This window comes from Janibacter indicus (assembly GCF_900176385.1).
Lineage (GTDB): Bacteria > Actinomycetota > Actinomycetes > Actinomycetales > Dermatophilaceae > Janibacter > Janibacter indicus.
Map to the genome: position 1 here is coordinate 268,425 of NZ_FWXN01000002.1, position 15,749 is coordinate 284,173.

At 72.0% G+C, this 15,749-nt stretch carries 17 protein-coding genes; 2 read left to right on the forward strand and 15 right to left on the reverse strand.

Translation table 11 applies throughout. The annotated features are described in order from the left end of the window. Positions 1-51: 51 nt before the first annotated feature. The 5 genes from B9B60_RS03120 to B9B60_RS17100 form a co-directional block, all read right to left on the reverse strand. Positions 52-369 carry a hypothetical protein gene (locus B9B60_RS03120; protein WP_143445410.1) on the reverse strand — a complete coding sequence of 106 codons (318 nt, stop codon included), beginning with the start codon at positions 367-369 and terminating at the stop codon, positions 52-54. Next, a complete protein-coding gene (locus tag B9B60_RS03125; protein WP_084449811.1) occupies positions 366-614 on the reverse strand; it encodes a hypothetical protein in 249 nt (82 codons plus the stop codon). Before B9B60_RS03125 ends, B9B60_RS03120 begins: the two co-directional genes overlap by 4 nt. A 29-nt stretch (positions 615-643) precedes the next feature. Further along, on the reverse strand, positions 644-1,714 hold the full coding sequence (locus B9B60_RS03130) for a C2 family cysteine protease (RefSeq protein WP_159451140.1): 1,071 nt from the start codon (positions 1,712-1,714) through the stop codon (positions 644-646). Positions 1,715-1,820: 106 nt separating this feature from the next. Then, positions 1,821-2,093, reverse strand: a complete 273-nt coding sequence (gene bsaP / locus B9B60_RS03135) for a biotin synthase auxiliary protein BsaP (RefSeq protein WP_084449813.1) — start codon at positions 2,091-2,093, stop codon at positions 1,821-1,823. A 168-nt stretch (positions 2,094-2,261) separates the two neighbouring features. Next, on the reverse strand, positions 2,262-2,444 hold the full coding sequence (locus B9B60_RS17100; protein ID WP_159451141.1) for a hypothetical protein: 183 nt from the start codon (positions 2,442-2,444) through the stop codon (positions 2,262-2,264). A gap of 64 nt (positions 2,445-2,508) precedes the next feature. Here B9B60_RS17100 and B9B60_RS03145 point away from each other — a divergent pair, with 64 nt between their 5' ends. Further along, the gene (locus B9B60_RS03145; protein ID WP_084449815.1) at positions 2,509-3,069 is read left to right on the forward strand and encodes a L,D-transpeptidase family protein; all 561 of its coding nucleotides are present in this window, start codon (positions 2,509-2,511) and stop codon (positions 3,067-3,069) included. Positions 3,070-3,096: 27 nt separating this feature from the next. On the opposite strand, the gene B9B60_RS03150 is transcribed toward B9B60_RS03145, so the two are convergent. After that, positions 3,097-3,489, reverse strand: a complete 393-nt coding sequence (locus B9B60_RS03150; protein ID WP_084449816.1) for a hypothetical protein — start codon at positions 3,487-3,489, stop codon at positions 3,097-3,099. Beyond that, positions 3,482-4,207 carry an AIM24 family protein gene (locus B9B60_RS03155; protein WP_084449817.1) on the reverse strand — a complete coding sequence of 242 codons (726 nt, stop codon included), beginning with the start codon at positions 4,205-4,207 and terminating at the stop codon, positions 3,482-3,484. Before B9B60_RS03155 ends, B9B60_RS03150 begins: the two co-directional genes overlap by 8 nt. Positions 4,208-4,340: 133 nt before the next feature. Here B9B60_RS03155 and B9B60_RS03160 point away from each other — a divergent pair, with 133 nt between their 5' ends. Further along, the gene (locus B9B60_RS03160; RefSeq protein ID WP_084449818.1) at positions 4,341-4,970 is read left to right on the forward strand and encodes a hypothetical protein; all 630 of its coding nucleotides are present in this window, start codon (positions 4,341-4,343) and stop codon (positions 4,968-4,970) included. A gap of 7 nt (positions 4,971-4,977) precedes the next feature. Here the strand turns inward: B9B60_RS03160 and B9B60_RS03165 are convergent, their stop codons facing one another. The 8 genes from B9B60_RS03165 to B9B60_RS03205 all read right to left on the reverse strand — a co-directional run bounded on the left by B9B60_RS03165 (position 4,978) and on the right by B9B60_RS03205 (position 15,744). Then, positions 4,978-5,826, reverse strand: a complete 849-nt coding sequence (locus tag B9B60_RS03165; protein WP_084449819.1) for a M56 family metallopeptidase — start codon at positions 5,824-5,826, stop codon at positions 4,978-4,980. Beyond that, positions 5,823-6,251 carry a BlaI/MecI/CopY family transcriptional regulator gene (locus B9B60_RS03170; RefSeq protein WP_084449820.1) on the reverse strand — a complete coding sequence of 143 codons (429 nt, stop codon included), beginning with the start codon at positions 6,249-6,251 and terminating at the stop codon, positions 5,823-5,825. Before B9B60_RS03170 ends, B9B60_RS03165 begins: the two co-directional genes overlap by 4 nt. Next, the gene (gene cydC, locus B9B60_RS03175; RefSeq protein ID WP_084449821.1) at positions 6,226-7,905 is read right to left on the reverse strand and encodes a thiol reductant ABC exporter subunit CydC; all 1,680 of its coding nucleotides are present in this window, start codon (positions 7,903-7,905) and stop codon (positions 6,226-6,228) included. Before cydC ends, B9B60_RS03170 begins: the two co-directional genes overlap by 26 nt. Beyond that, positions 7,902-9,566, reverse strand: coding sequence for a thiol reductant ABC exporter subunit CydD (gene cydD / locus B9B60_RS03180; RefSeq protein WP_084449822.1), 1,665 nt, complete (start codon positions 9,564-9,566; stop codon positions 7,902-7,904). Before cydD ends, cydC begins: the two co-directional genes overlap by 4 nt. Before the next feature lies 1 nt (position 9,567). Next, positions 9,568-10,692 (reverse strand): cytochrome d ubiquinol oxidase subunit II, encoded by a 1,125-nt coding sequence (gene cydB, locus B9B60_RS03185; protein WP_084449823.1) that lies wholly within the window; start codon positions 10,690-10,692, stop codon positions 9,568-9,570. Between the two features lie 14 nt (positions 10,693-10,706). Beyond that, entirely contained in the window at positions 10,707-12,146 is a 1,440-nt protein-coding gene (locus B9B60_RS03190) for a cytochrome ubiquinol oxidase subunit I (RefSeq protein ID WP_084449824.1), read from the reverse strand. A 419-nt stretch (positions 12,147-12,565) separates the two neighbouring features. Then, complete coding sequence (locus tag B9B60_RS03200; protein WP_084449826.1) at positions 12,566-14,146, reverse strand: alkaline phosphatase D family protein; 1,581 nt, start codon at positions 14,144-14,146, stop codon at positions 12,566-12,568. Between the two features lie 326 nt (positions 14,147-14,472). Further along, entirely contained in the window at positions 14,473-15,744 is a 1,272-nt protein-coding gene (locus B9B60_RS03205) for an MFS transporter (RefSeq protein WP_084449827.1), read from the reverse strand. Positions 15,745-15,749 lie beyond the last annotated feature (5 nt).

Genomic DNA, 15,749 nt, shown 5'->3' on the forward strand with positions numbered 1-15,749 from the left:
CTTCGGCAGACCCTCACCGACCTCCTCGGCGACGCGACCTGCTGAGCCGGCTCACTGCTCGCGGATCGACACCCATCCGTCGGGGCCGTCGCCGTGGCCGCTGTCGGGGACGATCTGGACGACTTCGTACTCCTGTTCGCCGAGCCTCACGGTGCTGCCGACGGTGACCTCGGAGGTCTCGGAGTCCACCGACATGACCGCGGACTCGTCGTCCATGTTGTAAGCGATGACCCGATGGTCCTGGACCCGCGTCGGGATGTTCTGCCGCAGCTGCGTCGCGTCGGCCACGGGGTCGGGCTGGTTGGCACCGCACCCGGCGAGGGCGGTGAGCGCGCACACCGCGACCACCACCCGACTGCGGGCACTCATGGACGCACCTGGCGAAGGCGCACCCAGCCGTTGGGGCGGTGCTCGGGGCGTGCGTCGTCGTGGGGCGCGAGCTCGTGCACGGCGTAGGCCAGGCCTGCGACGGAAACGACGTCGTCGGGGTGGATCATCGACCGTGCCCCGTCGTTGCTCAGCACAGCCGACTCCGGTGCGATGTTGTAGGCGATGAGGCGGGCCCCCTCGACCTTGGTCGGCAGGTTCTGCCGCAGGACCACGTCGTCAGTCATGTCATCTCCTCGTCCGGCTCGTCCCGGCGTCACGGTTGGGAGGTCGTGATGTGGGTGAAGTTCTCGCGGTACTCGTCGTACGACATCTCGTGTGCCGGCTCGCTCGGGTCGTGCGGGTTGACGAGCACGAGCGTGCCGTCGTCCTTGACCTCGGACACCCAGTAGATGTGGTCGGTGACGATGCCGTCCTCCCCTTGATAGGCCGGCCGGTCGCCCGCGTCGTCGTGAGAGGACAGGGCCACCTGCCCGTCGTTGTCGAGGATGTCGCGGATCTCATCGGACGAAGGGGGCGGGTTCAGCCCGAGGAAGCCGCTGCCGGTGCCCTCGGTGTCGGCCTCCTGACCGGTGATCGCCTCGATACCCCGCTCAGCGGTGTCGTACTCCATGTCCTCCCAGCTGCCGCCCATGTGCTGGGCCATCGCCTTTTCGTAGAGCAGCGGCCACAGCTCGCGCTCGCCGGGGTTGTCGGCGAACTCCGGGTCGCCGTTGGTGGCGGGGAAGTCCGGTGTGACGACGTATTCGACCGGTTCGCCGTCCTCGTAGAGCGTGACCGTGTAGGTGCCGTCGCCGTTGTCCGTGACGTTCTTCTCGATGAGGTCGGGGTTGGAAGCGGCGACCGTCTGCATCGAGGTGATGAACCAGCAGTCGGCCAGGCTGCCCTGCTGCACGTCGGTGGGCTGGATCTGCGGCTCGCCCTCCTCGCCGGTGAAGAGGGGTCCGTCGATGCGCTCCTCGGGTGGCGTGTCGTCCATGCCCTTGGGGTCGGGCTTCTGCTTGGGTCCGCCGCCCCCTTCGCCGTCCTGTGCGCCGGCCCGGTCCACGGGGCTGGATCGCGGGATCAGCCCTTCGCCCTCCGAGGCGCCTTCCTGCTCGTCTGCCTGCCTGCGCAGCAGGTCGGCAAAGGTGGTCAACCGGTCGCTGCAGACGTGGGCCTGCCGCTCCGCGACCGACCAGTCGCGGGCAAAAATCTCGCTGTCGGGACCCTCCCACACCTGCTCCAGTGCTCGCAGCAGACCGGAGCCCTCGGATGACAGCGCTGACAGGCGCTGGCCCTGGCCGTGCAGGAGGACCGATATCTGTCGCCCCCGGGCAACATCCATGCCTTCGCTGATCATCGTGCTGCCCTGTCCCTGATGCTGTGACCAACATAGGGCGGGTCGCGTCGGGCAGGAAGGGGGAGAGCTCCCCGGGGCCCCGCGAGCCGACTCAGTCGGCCCGGGCTGTCCCGCTCGTCTCGCCGTGCTTCTTGCACACGGCGGTCCACGTCGTGCCCTCGGTCGTCACCGTGAGCGTGCGGCGGCAGGTGGTGCAGAAGGTCGGGGCGTGCGCGGCGAGCTCCTCGTGGCACAGCACGTGGTTGCCCTTGGTGGCGGACTTGCCGCAGTGACCGCAGTAGGTGACCGCCACGACGGGCGGGATCGCACCGAGCGTGTCCGGGTCGCTCCAGCCGGAGTCGCCGGCGGTGGGGAGGTCAGTCATGTCACCGATTGTGTCGCATGCTCGCCGGGGCCTCGCCGCCGCACCCGCAGGTCACGTCTCGGTCACTCCTGGTCAGGACGCAACCGGACAGCGCTCCCGGACGTCCACAATGACGAGGACCGGCCGCAGGGGGCGGCCGGCCGCACGATCAGGGGACACTTCCATGACTCAGGGACGGGCAGCGCTGGTGGCGCTGATGGCAGGGGCGGCGCTCGCAGGCTGCGGCACCCAGGCGGCGCCGACGGGGGAACCGACCGCCGCGACGTCGTCGAGCTCGAGTGGTTCGACCACGAGCAGCACGCCGTCGACGTCGTCGAGCACGACGACGACACCCACGACGACGACACCCACGACCACGGCGCCGGCGACGACGGCGGCGAGTCGCCCCCTTCGTCCGGGTGACGAGGGTCGGGCCGTGCGCGCCCTGCAGCGCGACCTCAACGCTGCCGGCTACTGGCTGGGCACCCCCGACGGCACCTACGGGCACCTGACCGAGCAGGCCGTCATGGCCCTGCAGAAGTCCGCGGGCCTCACCCGCGACGGGGTCGCCGGACGCAAGACCCTGGACGCGCTCGCCGAGGGCACCCTGCCGCCGCTGCCCAGCGGTCCGGCCAACCGCGTCGAGATCGACCTCGAGCGCCAGGTGCTCGTGGTCGTGCGCGGGGGCAGCATCACGCACGTCATCAACACCAGCACCGCCTCCGGCGAGACCTACATCTCCCGCGGGCAGCCGGCGGTCGCCGTGACGCCGACGGGGACCTTCCGGGTCGGGCGCACCTTCCGCGGGGCGGAGGTGGCGCCGCTCGGCACGCTCTACAGCCCGCGCTACTTCTACGGCGGCTACGCCGTCCACGGGTCCGGCTCGATCCCGGCCTATCCCGCCTCGCACGGCTGCGCCCGGGTGAGCAACCCGGCGATGGACATGATCTGGGACGAGGACCTCATGCCCGTCGGGTCGACCGTCGTCGTGCGCTGACGCCGGGGGCCAGAGCCCGCGGCGCCCTCAGCGAGCGTCGCGGAAGACCTCGTCGGGGTAGGTCGTCGTCATCCCCGCGTCGTTGCGCAGGGTGACCGACCCATCGCCGAACTCCACGTCGACCTCGCCGGACAGTGGCCACGGGTGCGGCTCGAAGCGCACGCCCCCGGTGTCGCTGTAGTAGAACTCCACGAGGTGCTCGTCGGGCGCGACGAGATTGCGGTTGTCGCGCTCGCGGACGCACCGCTCACGCACGGTGACCGTCGGGTCGTCGGTGAGCTCCTCGCACCACTCATGCGTCTGCCCGCCGGCGAGCACCGACTCCGCGACACCGACCGCGCCGACCACGAGCAGCAGGCCGACGGAGCCGGCGGCGAGACCGCCGAGCGCCGCCGGCCAGCGCCGCACCCGGTCAGCCACCGAGGAGGTCGCTCAGCCCGCCGCTGCTGCCGCCGGAGCCCTGGTGGCCGCCGTCGGTCACCGACTCCGCGGGCTGGACGAGGACGTAGCCCTGCCCGCCGAAGGCCATCTGGAAGGTCTCGCCGGTCCCTCCGCGGACCATCGACTTCAGCCCGCCGGTGTCGACCTTGATGTCCATCCGGACGCCGCCGGTCCACATGACGACGGCCTGCGCGTCGCCGAAGGTCGGGGCGCTCGCGACGTCGAGGGCGACGGGCTCTCCCTTCGTCGTCAGGGCCACGTAGCCGCTGCCGCGGAGGGTGACGTTGTAGAGGCCGCCGGTCATCGCGGCGCCGCGTGCCTGGATGCGGTGGATGTCCCAGTCGATCGAGGCGCTGAAGGCGAGGATGCTGTTGCCGTTGACGGAGATCATGTCGTTTTCCAGGTAGATCACCAGGATGTCCTGCGCCTCGTTGGCGACGAAGAGCTCGCCCTGACCGGTGCACGTCATCATCTTGACGCCCTCGCCCGTCGTGGCCTGCTTGAGGAACTTGCCGACGCCGCCCGAGCCCTTGTTCTCGAAGCGGATGTCACCCTGGTAGGCGACAATCGAGCCGGTCCGGGCCATGACGGGGCCGTGGCCCATCTGGATCTTGAGCAGCTTCTTGTTCTGCAGCGAGAACTGGTCGGTCGAGGACTCCTCGCGGAAGTCCTGGAAGAGAGAACCGTGGATCGGCATGGTGTGCGAGCCCTTCGGGTGGGGCGCCCCCTGCGGCGCCGTCTGGACGCAACTGTAGAGCCATCCGCGTGAGCCCTCTAGGGTGTTGACCCCCTGCTGGCCTTGTTGCCACCCCCCGAGGCAAGGACGATCGATGAGCTTCTTCGAGCGAGCACGCGCTGGCTATGACAACCTCGCCGGGCGCACCGACGACGCCTTCGACCGTGCGACGGCGAGCAAGGACCTCGGCGAGATCGACAAGCACTACCGCGACCTCGGGGTCCTGGCCTATCTCGCGGCGACCGGGCGGCCGGTCGACGAGGCGACCCAGCACCGGCTGCTGGGTGCGCTGACCGCCCTCGAGCAGCGCGGTGCGATCCGCGACTTCACGCTCCACACGACTGGTGGGGCGCCGGCAGGTGCTCCCCAGGCCCCGCAGCGCGAAGGGGGGTCCGACGGCATCCCGACGCCTCCGCCGGAGCGGGCCGGCCGGCACGGCGACTTCCTCAGCCAGCCGCGCGACCAGGCGCTGCCGGCGTCGACGATGCCCCCGCCGGCCCCGCCCGCTGCTGCGGGCGGGGGCCCGGGTGGCGACGGCGTGGCGGGCAGTGGGGTGGCCGGTCAGCCGGAGCGGACGTGGCCGGCGAGCGACCCGGACGAGACGACCGGCCCGCGGCCGGTGCCGCCCCCGCCGCCGCCGTCAACCGGCGGCACCTGGGGGCCGCCGCAGCAGGACAACCAGGGCCCGACCCGGTGGCAGCCGGTCCGTCGCGGCGAGGCGTGAGCCCCGCTCAGAGGGCCACCGTGACCGCGAGCACCGGCGGGGTGACGAAGGACGCCACGCAGATGCCGTAGAGCACGAGCGTCTGCCACGGGGCCGGGTCGTCGGCGACGAGCAGGCGGATCCGTGCCGCGGCCGCGCCGGCGCCGACCGATGCCCCGGGGGTGAGGTCCTCACCCGTGGCCTCGGCGAGTGCGACGAGGGCTCGCCCGAGCGCGACCTCGCCGACCTCGTCGCGTGCCGCGCGGTCGGCGAGCACCTCGACGAGCAGCGCGACCTCACGCAGGGCGGCGTCGGTGCGCAGCAGGCGCGGCGTGGCGGTGTGCAGCACGGTGAAGAACTCGAGCACGAGGTCGTGCCGCTCCCGCAGGTGGGCCTCCTCGTGGGCGACGACGGCGGCGAGCTGCTCGTCGGGCAGGGCCGCCAGGGCCGCTTCGGTGATGACCAGACGCGACCCCGCGCCCGGGACGCAGTAGGCCGAGAGCTCCTGGGAGGGCAACACGCGGGTGTGGTCGCCCTCGTGCCGCCCCACGAGGTCGACGAGGCGACGGTGCTCGTCGCGGGAGGCGCGGATCCGGGTGCCGACGTTGTGCCCGTTGACGAGGAGCCGCACGAGCACGCCGACGGACGCGATGGCGGCGACGACGAGGATCGCGACCTCGACGGGCGCCGGCCAGGGCTGTGGGTGGACGAGGGCGAGCGGGGCGGCCGTGAGCAGGCAGAGCACGGCCGACAGGGAGAGCGACTGCCACACCAGGAGCGCCGCCCGGGGGCTCGTGCGCAGCCGCTCGACGCGCACGAGCAGGCGCGGGGCGGCGAGGAGTGCCGCTGCGCAGAGCAGCAGCAGGGCGGCGATCACCCTCGTGAGTGTGCCGCACCCCGACCGCGTCGCCGTGCGGGGCGATCGCCCTGGGCCTCGACCGCGGCCATCGCCTCGCGGACGGCGGCCAGGTCGTCGGGACTCGCCTCCGCGAGGAAGTGCAGGATCGCCGCCTGTCGCTCGGCGCCGCTCAGGTCGTGCAGCGGGCTGCGCATGGCCTCGGCGGTGAGGGACTCGCGGCTGGCGGCTGGGCGGTAGCGCCAAGCGCGGCCGTCCCGCTCACGGGTGGTCACCCCCTTCGCCTCGAGGCGGGAGAGGACCGTCATGACGGTCGTGTAGGCGAGGTCGCGACCGGTGAGGCCGTCGAGGACCTCGCGGACGGTGAGGCCGTGGTCGGCGTCGCTGGACCACAGGACGTCCATGATCGCCTGCTCGAGGTCACCGAGGGACGCGTTCTTGGCCATGGTGGGCTCCTTCCCTGGTGATGGTGACGGTGCGGTCGAGACGATCGAGGCCGACGCCGTGGTGGGTCACCATGATCACCGACCGCCCGCCGGCGTGCTGCAGCAGGTCGGCGATGACCGCGTCGGCGGTCGGGTGGTCGAGGTGGGCGACGGGCTCGTCGAGGAGGATCACCGGTCGCTGGCTGGCGATGGCGCGGGCGATGGCCAGGCGGGCGCGCTCGCCTCCGGAGATGCCACGACCGTCGGCGCCGAGTCGCGTGTCGAGGCCCTCGGGGAGGGCGTCGAGCCACGTGCCGAGCCCCGCCCGACGAAGGGAGTCGACGAGCGCCTCGTCGTCCGCCTCCGGAGCGGCGAGGACGAGGTTGGCGCGCAGGGTGCCGGCGAAGACGTGGGGCTCGTCGTCGACGACGGCGATGTGGGAGCGGATGTCGGCGAGCTCGGTCGTCGTGACGTCGCGGTCGTCCACGGTGTAGGTGCCGGCGGTGGGGTCGAGGTGGCGGGCGAGGACGGCCAGCAGGGTGGACTTGCCGGCGCCGTTGGGCCCGGTGACCGCGAGGTGCTCGCCGGGTTCGACGACGAGGTCGACCGGCCCCAGGTCGGTGCGGCCGGGGACCCATCCGGCGGTGAGCCCGCGCAGCTCGAGCCGCGGGGCCCGCACGCCCTGTGCCGCACCCGAGCTCGGCAGGACGGTGGGGTCCTGCACGGCCGGCGGTACCGGGCCCTGGGGAGTCGCGACCGCCGGCTCCTGGTCGAGCAGCTCGTCGAGTCGCGCGGCGCAGGCACGTGCCCGCGCCAGCGCGCGGGTGGCGTCGGTGAGTACGCCGAGGGCTTCGCCGGTCGCGACCGGGGCGAGGACGAGCAGTGCCTGGACCGGGGTGCTGGCGCCCGAGGTCGTGGCGAGCCCCGCGGCGGCCAGCGTCGCGATGCCCGTGATGACGAGCACCGCTGCGGCGGAGAGGGATCGGCCCCACGCCTGCCGGGCGACGCTCACTCGCAGCTCGGTGTGCGCCTCGCGCAACCAGCCGGCTGCCGTCTCGGTGCCACCGACCGCGCGCAGCTCGTCAGCGTGCGTGGCGATGAGCTCGGCGACGCGCGAGACCTCGGCGCGGGCGTCGAGCACGCGGGTCTGAGCGCGCGACTCGAGCCGGTCGGCGAGCCACGCGACGCCGGCGACGGCGAGGAGCATCGCCGCGAGCACGAGGCCGACTCGCGGGTCGACGAGAGCCGTGAGGGCCGCGGCGAGGACGCCGGCGACGAGCGCTGTCAGGGCCGGCACGGTGACCCGCACCGAGGCCTCGACGACGTCGGTGAGGTCGTCGACGACCCCGGTGAGCACCTCGGTGCGGCCCCGTCGCCCGAGCCGCGCTGGCGTCAGGGGGATGAGCGCGGCATAGGTGGCGGTGCGGGCCTCGGCGAGGTCGGCGAGCGCGGCATCGTGGCTGCGCAGCCGCTCCCAGTAGCGGAAGACCGGCCGGGCGAGACCAAAGGTGCGCACCGCGACGATCGCCGTGAGCAGCAGCATGATCTGGGGTCGCTGGTCGGCCCGGACGATGAGCCAGCCGGAGGTCGTCGTCAGGGCAATGCCCGACGCGGTCGCGACGCCGCCGAGCAGGCCGGCGACGACGAGCCCTCGGCTCAGGTGCAGGAGCTTCATCGGGCCACCTCCGGCTGGCGCAGGGCGAGGTGCGCGTCGGCGCGGGCGACGAGATCGCTCTGGTGGGTCACCGCGATGACGGTGCGGGTGCGGGCGAGGCGCTCGACGACCTCGCCGATCGTCGCGGCAGAGTCGGCGTCGACGTGGGCGGTGACCTCGTCGAGGAGGACGACGGCCTCGGGGGAGAGGAGGGCCCGTGCCAGGACCAGCCGGGCACGCTGACCGGCCGACAGGCCGAAGCCGTCGTCGCCGATCCGCGTGTCGAGCCCGTCGGGCAGCCCGGCGACGGTGCCGTCGAGGCCGACCTCGCGCAGCGCCTCCCACAGGTCGTGGGACTCGTGCGGGCCGCCGATGGTGAGGTTGTCGCGCAGGGTCCCGGCGCCGAGGAAGGGGCGCTGGGTCACGAGGTGGACGAGTGGGGCGCTGACCCGGCCGCTGTCCGGTCGGCGGATGCCGGCGACGAGCTCGAGCAGCGTCGTCTTGCCGCAGCCGGACGGTCCGGTGACGACCGTGAGCCCGGGGCCGGCGACGAGGTCGACACCGGTGAGGGTCGCCCCCTTCGCCCCGGGGTGGGTGTAGTCGACCCCGGTGACGGTGACGACCTCCTCGGCCCCGCCCCCTTCACTCCGCATTGCCGTACGGCAATGCGGACTCGCGCCCCCTCCAGCCTGCATTGCCGTAGGGCAATGCGGACTGTCGAGCTCGGCGAGGATGGCGTCGAGGGCCGCGGCACCGTCGGCGGCGGAGTGGAACTCGGTCCCGACCCGTCGGATCGGCCAGTAGGCCTCGGGCGCGAGGAGGATCGCAGTGAGCCCGACGAGCAGGTCCATCGAGCCGTGGGTCAGGCGCAGCCCGACGGCGACGGCGACGATGGCGACCGAGATCGTCGCGAGCAGCTCCAGCGCCGCGGCCGACATGAAGGCCAGCCGCAGCGTGCGCATCGTGGCCCGTCGGTGCCGCTGGCTCACCTCGCCGATCGTGTCGACCTGCCGCTCGGCGCGGCCGTAGACCACGAGCGTCGGCAGCCCGCGCACGACGTCGAGGAAGTGCCCCGACAGGTCCGTCAGCGCGCCCCACCTGCGCTCGGTGTCCTCCTGCGTCGTCGCGCCGATGAGCGCCGCGAAGAGCGGGAGCAGCCACACCGTGCCGACGACGATCGCCGCGCTCGGCCAGTCGACGACGGCGAGGCAGGCGATGGCGAGCGCCGGCACGACCGCGGCGGAGACGAGGGCGGGCAGGTACTTCGCGACATAGGGCTCGACGGCGCTCGTGCCCTGCGTCGCGAGGGTGAGTGCCCGCGAGCGGCCCCGGACGAAGGGGGACTCCCCGGCCTCGTCCGTGACGTCACGCTGGTCCGTCGGTCGCCGTGACCAGGCCGCGAGCAGCTGCTCGCGCAGCCCCGTCGCCACGGTGGCGCCGGCCCGCGCCGCCACCGTCTCGGAGAGCGCCCCGAGCACGGCACGGGCCGCGAAGAGCCCGCCGGTCCACAGCGCGGGCCCGGTGAGGTCGGACCCACGCACCACCGCGACGACGAGCGAGGCGAGGGCGAAGGCCGTCGCGATCGTCGCGACGCCCTGCACGATGCCGATGCCGGCCAGCGCCGCCACCGGCCTGCGGGTGGCCGGGACCACCCGCAGGATGCGTGGGTCGAAGGGCCTCATGTCAGTGCGCCTCCGCGCCGGCCTGCTCGCGGACCGGCATGTGCTCGACGGACAGTCGACGGCGGAAGACCCAGTAGGTCCACACCGTGTAGGCGAGCATGATCGGCGTGAAGACGACGGCGGCCCACGTCATGATCGTCAGGGTCATCGGCGAGCTGGCCGCGGCCTCGAGGGTCAGGTCGGGGCTGTCGCCGCGACCGTTGATGGCATTGGGCGTCAGCATGAGGAAGTAGGCGACGACCGTCAGGCCGATCGTCACGGAGGTGCCGACGAAGGCCCAGCCCTCCCTCCCCTTCGTGTTGGCGGCGATGGCGGCGAGCAGCGCGACGGCGGCGAGGGCCATCGCGACCCACGCGGCGGTCGTGCCGCGCTGGGTGCCGAGCCAGACGAAGAGCGCGACGGCGAGCACCGCGGTGACCAGGCCGGCGCGGGTGGCGACCGACCGGGCCCGGGTGCGGATGTCGCCGGTGGTCTTCAGCGCGAGGAAGTGGGCGCCGTGCGTCAGGCAGGCGGCCGTGACGGTGAGGCCGCCGAGGATCGCGACCGGCGTGAGCAAGCTGAGCAGGTTGCCGTCGAACTCGGTGTAGGCCGTGCTGCCCATCATGTGCTCGGTCATCGGCAGGCCGGCGACGAGGTTGGTCAGGGCGACGCCGACGAGGAAGGGGGCGACGAAGGAGCCGGCGACGATCGCCAGGTCCCAGCGGCGCACCCACTCACGGTCGTGCCGCTTGTGCCGGTACTCCAGCCCCATGTTGCGCAGGATGAGCGTGACGAGCAGGAGCAGCAGCGCGAGGTACATGCCGGAGAACATCGTCGCGTACCAGTGCGGGAAGGCGGCGAAGGTCGCGCCGCCCGCGGTGAGCAGCCACACCTCGTTGCCGTCCCAGTGGGGGCCGATGGTCGTGAGCATCGTGCGCCGCCGCGTCTCCCGCTCCTCGCCTCCCTTGTCGCCCCCACGTTGATCGAGGTGCGAGGCCGTCCGCGGCCGAGCCTCGAGATCGCCGGCGCCGGAACCCTTGTCGAGCACGGGCAGGAGCATCCCGACACCGAAGTCGAAGCCCTCGGTGACGAGGTAACCGGTCCACAGGACCGCCAGCAGGACGAACCAGATGGTGATGAGATCCATGTCAGTGCTCCCGGTCAGTAGGCGAACTCGAGCGGCTGGTCGTCCTCGACGAGACGTGGCTGCTCGAAGGGCTCGGCGCCCTTGCGGATGTAGGCGAGGAGGAGGCGGACCTCGACGACGGCCAGGCCTCCGTAGAGCAGGGTGAAGACGATCATCGACGTCCACACGTCGGCGGCACCGACCGAAGGGGAGACGGCGGTGTGCGTGGCCATCTCGCCGAAGACGACCCACGGCTGGCGCCCGACCTCGGTGAAGATCCAGCCGAAGCTGTGCCCGAGGACGGTGGCGATCGGGGTGAGCACGATGATCGGGAAGACCCAGCGCTGCATCGGCACGCGGTCCTTGCGCGTGGCCCACAGCGCCCAGGCGCCGACGGCCATGGCGAAGAAGCCGGTGGTCATCATCAGGCGGAAGTTCCAGTAGGTCATGGCGATCGGCGGGATGTAGGTCTCGGCCTGCGTCAGCTCGTCGTCGCCGAAGCTCTCGCGGTACTCGGCCTCGAGGTCGGCGATGCCCCGGACCTCACCGTCGAAGCTCCCGGTGCCGAGGAAGGAGAGCAGGCACGGGATCTCGATGACGTGCTTGGGGTCCTCGCCGCCGAGGCCGGCGACGGTCAGGACGGAGAAGGGCGCGCACTCGCCCTCGGGCGGGGTGTCGTAGAGGGCTTCTGCCGCGGCCATCTTCATCGGCTGGACCTCGGTCATGACCTTGCCCTGGAGGTCGCCACTGATCGCCACGCCGAGGCCGCCGAGCAGGACGACGACGGCACCGAGCCGCGCCGCGTGTCGGTACATCCTGCGGTCGGCGTCGGGTCCCCCCTTCGTCACGGTCCGGCGCAGCTTGTGCAGCCCCACGGCCATGACCAGGGCGCCGCCGACGAGGTAGCAGGCGGTGATGACGTGGGGGAAGGCGACGAGCTGGACCTCGTTGGTGAGGATCGCGACGAAGTCGGCCATCTCGGCCCGACCGGTCTCGGGGTTGATCCGGTAGCCGACGGGGTGCTGCATGAAGGAGTTGGCCGCAAGGATGAAGTACGCCGACAGCAGGGTGCCGACGTGCACGATCCACATGCAGGCCGCGTGCAGACGCTCGGGGATGCGGCCCCAGCCGAAGATCCACAGGCCGAGGAAGGTCGACTCGAGGAAGAAGGCGAGTAGCGCCTCGAGGGCTAACGGCGCGCCGAAGATGTCACCGACGAAGCGGCTGTAGCTGCTCCAGTTCATCCCGAACTGGAACTCCTGGACGATGCCGGTGACCAGGCCGAGGGCGAAGTTGATCGTGAAGAGCTTGCCGAGGAACTTCGCCATCCGCAGGTGGCCCTCGTCGCGCGTGCGGATCCACCGCGAGTGGTACCAGGCGACGATCGCGGACAGCCCGATCGTGATCGGCACGAAGAAGAAGTGGTAGACGGTGGTGATCGCGAACTGCCACCGTGCGAGGTCGAGGACGTCCATCCAGGTTCCTTCTACTACGTCGATGAATACGACATGACGTAGTAGATGCTACCCCCCTCGCCGGTCGAGGTGCGACGAAGGAGCCTCGAGACCTCCAGTCCGCTGGTCTGGGTCCCACGCTCCGCGTGGGCGGTGCGACGAAGGAGCCTCGAGGCCTCCAGTCCGTTGGTCTGGGTCCCACGCTCCGCGTGGGCGGTGCGACGAAGGAGCCTCGAGACCTCCAGTCCGTTGGTCTGGGGTCCCACGCTCCGCGTGGGCGGTGCGACGAAGGAGCCTCGAGACCCGGACGGACGAAGGGAGACCCCGCCGCCCGCCGAAGTCCCTGCGTCCCCGGGACGCTCACGTCGTCGCGACGGACTTCGGCTTGATGTGCGGCGAGGCCTCCCTTCGCCCGCTCCCCACGGCTCACCCCTTGCGACTCACCCCACGGGCCGCAGCCCCCGCTGCCCGTCCGCGACCTCGAAGCTCGCCTGGGTCGCCACGGCCCCGCCGCGGGTCGTCACCCGGTCGACCGAGCGGAAGTCGGCCCGCAGCCCGTCCGGGGTGACCGTCGTGCGCAGGTACCCGCGCAGGTCGCCGGAGAAGCGCAGGTGCGGGTTCCACTCCATGATCGGGTCCGACCACGCGGCATTGCCGTTGCCGCCGGAGGTGATCGACGACGCGACGAGCTCGGTGCCGACGACAGGTGCGTCGGGGTCGGCGTAGTCGGTCTTGACGTCGGCGGCCCAGTGCTTGTGGACGTCACCGGTGAGCACGACGGGGTTGCGCACGCCGGCGTCCATCCACGCGCGGGTAACGCGGTCGCGCGAGCCGACGTAGCCGTCCCACGCGTCATTGCTCGTGTGGAGCAGCTCCTGCTCGACCTTGCCGTCACGCTGCGCGAAGAAGACCTGCTGGCCGAGGAAGTCCCAGCGAGCACCGCTGCGGGAGAAGCCCTCTCGCAGCCACTGCTCCTGAGCGGAGCCGGTGATCGTGCGGCTCGGGTCGAGTGCGCCGGCGCAGTTGGTGTCCCACCCGTCGTCGCAGGCCTGGTCGTCGCGGTACTGGCGCGTGTCGAGCATGTGGAAGCTCGCCAGCCGGCCCCACCCGAGGCGCCGGTAGATCTGCATGTCGGAGCCGCGGGGGATCGAGGAGCGGCGCAGCGGCATGTTCTCGTAGTAGGCCTTGAAGGCATTGGCCCGCCGGGCGAGGAAGCGCTCGGGGGTGTCGTTCCACTCCGGGGCCTTGGCGTCCTGGGGGACACCGGCGGCCCAGTTGTTGTCGACCTCGTGGTCGTCCCAGACGACGAGCCACGGGGCGATCGCGTGGGCGGTCTGCAGGTCGGGGTCGGTCTTGTACTGCGCGTGACGCAGGCGGTACCCCTCGAGCGTCACGGTCTCGCTGCCCGCGTGGACCCGCGGCGCGGCCGGGTTGGTGGTGCCCTTGCCCTCGTACTGGTAGTCGCCCAGGTGCAGCACGAGGTCCGGCGCGTCGTCGGCGAGGTAGCGGTAGGCGGTGAAGAAGCCGGCCTCCCAGTTGGCGCAGCTGGCCGCGGACATCGCGAGCGTCGCCGGCATCTCGTCGCGTCGCGGGGCGGTGCGGGTGCGGCCGACGGGGCTGAGGTGGCCGTCGACGCGGAAGCGGTACCAGTACTCGCGGCCGGACCGCAGGCCCTCGACCTCGACGTGCACGCTGTGCGCGTCGGCGGTGCGGGCGCGGACGGCGCCCCGGGCGACGGGGCGGTGCATCCGGTCGTTGTCGGCGACCTCCCACTGGACCGTGATGTCGCGGCTCGGCATGCCGCCCTTGCCGTCGGGGGCCAGCGGGTCGACCGCCAGACGGGTCCACAGGACGACGCCGGTGGGCGTCGGGTCGCCCGAGGCGACACCCAGGGCGAAGGGGGAGGTCCGCACCGGTCCCGCAGCGGTGAGGAGCGGGGCCGCCGAGGCGGGGGAGATGGCGATCGTGGTGGCGCCGGCGGCGATGCCGCCGGCGAGGACGTGGCGTCGACTCAGGGTCATGACCTGCAGCCTGTCGACGCCGGGTGAACCCAGCAGCCCCCCTTCGTGAACCAGCCTGCCCTGCAACGTGGTCCACGCATGAAGGTCCGGTCAGGCAATGGTCAGGGTTGTCCCCGCCGTTGGTCGAGCCGTCCCCCTTCCGCTGGTCGAGGTGCGAGCTTGCGAGCCGTCCCCCTTGCGCTGGTCGAGGTGCGAGCTTGCGAGCCGTCCCCCTTCCGCTGGTCGAGGTGCGAGCTTGCGAGCCGTCCTTTCCGCTGGTCGAGGTGCGAGCTTGCGAGCCGTCCTTTCCGCTGGTCGAGGTGCGAGCTTGCGAGCCTCGAGACCCCTCAGGCCCGCGGCACCCGGTACTTCGCGAAGGCCGGCACGAGCGCCGAGGCGAGCAGCGTCAGGACGATGACGAGGAGGCCACCGACGATGGTCGTCGTGGCCGCGCCGATCTGCCCGGCGACGAGCCCGTGGAGCACGTCGGCGACGCGCGGACCGCCGGCGACGACGACGATGAAGACGCCCTGGAGCCGGCCGCGCATCGCATCGGTGGCCGAGCTCTGCAGCATCGTCGAGCGGAAGGCCGCGGAGGCGACGTCGGCCGCGCCACCGGCCGCGAAGAAGACGACGGCGACCGCGAGCCAGAGGCCGGCCGACCCGTCGGCGAGGGCGACCGCGATGCCGAAGCCGGTGATCGCGCCACCCCACACGAGGATCGCGACGATGACGGCCAGGCCGTGCCGCTCCACCCGCGAGACCCACCCGGACATCACCCCGCCGAGGAAGGCGCCGGCGGGCATGGCGGCGAAGAGCACCGCGAAGGCCAGCCCACCGTCGACCGGTCCGCCGAAGTCGAGGTGCGCCATCTCGGGGATGAGCGCTCGCGGCATGCCGAAGATCATCGCGATGAGGTCGACGACGAAGGACATGAGCAGCACCGGGTGCCCGGCGAGGTAGACGAATCCGTCGAGCACCGACCGCAGCCCCGGGGTCGACCCGGCGACCGCCTCGACCGGCAGCGGCGGTAGCGAGATGACCGCCCACAGGGTCGCGAAGAGGCAGATCGTGTCGGCGAGGTAGAGCCAGGAGAAGCCGAGCACGGGGATGAGCGCGCCACCGACGAGCGGGCCGGCGATGGCACCGCCGGTGAAGACCGTCATGTTGAGCGTGTTGGCCGAAGGGAGGAGCTCGGCCGGCACGATGCGTGGCAGGACCGCCGACCGGGTCGGCTGGTTGACCGCGAAGAAGGCCTGCTGCAGGGAAAAGATGGCGAGCAGCAGCCAGACATTGGTGTTGCCGAGCGCGGCCTGCACGAAGAACAGGGCCGAGGTGATGATCAGGCCCCACGTCGTCACGGTGAGGATCCGACGCCGGTCGAAGTGGTCGGCCAGTGACCCGCCGTAGAGCCCGAAGACGACGAGCGGCACGAGCCCGAAGATGCCGGTCAGCCCGACGTAGGCGCTCGAGCCGGTCATCGAGTAGATCTGGGCGGGCACCGTGACGACGGTCAGCTGTGCACCGATGACCGTGACGATCTGGGCGGTGAAGAGTCGCCGGTATGCCGGCACCTGCAGGGGACGGGTGTCGGCCAGCAGGCCCCGGAGGCGACGCACCGCGT

Excerpts from the sequence above, each read along its gene's own strand:
- B9B60_RS03190 (WP_084449824.1), bottom strand. The coding sequence starts at position 12,146 with ATGGACGTCCTCGACCTCGCACGGTGGCAGTTCGCGATCACCACCGTC.
- B9B60_RS03200 (WP_084449826.1), bottom strand. The coding sequence starts at position 14,146 with ATGACCCTGAGTCGACGCCACGTCCTCGCCGGCGGCATCGCCGCCGGC.
- cydC (WP_084449821.1), bottom strand. The coding sequence starts at position 7,905 with ATGAAGCTCCTGCACCTGAGCCGAGGGCTCGTCGTCGCCGGCCTGCTC.
- B9B60_RS03160 (WP_084449818.1), top strand. The coding sequence starts at position 4,341 with ATGAGCTTCTTCGAGCGAGCACGCGCTGGCTATGACAACCTCGCCGGG.
- B9B60_RS03125 (WP_084449811.1), bottom strand. The coding sequence starts at position 614 with ATGACTGACGACGTGGTCCTGCGGCAGAACCTGCCGACCAAGGTCGAG.
- bsaP (WP_084449813.1), bottom strand. The coding sequence starts at position 2,093 with ATGACTGACCTCCCCACCGCCGGCGACTCCGGCTGGAGCGACCCGGAC.
- cydB (WP_084449823.1), bottom strand. The coding sequence starts at position 10,692 with ATGGATCTCATCACCATCTGGTTCGTCCTGCTGGCGGTCCTGTGGACC.
- B9B60_RS03120 (WP_143445410.1), bottom strand. The coding sequence starts at position 369 with ATGAGTGCCCGCAGTCGGGTGGTGGTCGCGGTGTGCGCGCTCACCGCC.
- cydD (WP_084449822.1), bottom strand. The coding sequence starts at position 9,566 with ATGAGGCCCTTCGACCCACGCATCCTGCGGGTGGTCCCGGCCACCCGC.
- B9B60_RS03130 (WP_159451140.1), bottom strand. The coding sequence starts at position 1,714 with ATGGATGTTGCCCGGGGGCGACAGATATCGGTCCTCCTGCACGGCCAG.
- B9B60_RS03170 (WP_084449820.1), bottom strand. The coding sequence starts at position 6,251 with ATGGCCAAGAACGCGTCCCTCGGTGACCTCGAGCAGGCGATCATGGAC.
- B9B60_RS03155 (WP_084449817.1), bottom strand. The coding sequence starts at position 4,207 with ATGCCGATCCACGGTTCTCTCTTCCAGGACTTCCGCGAGGAGTCCTCG.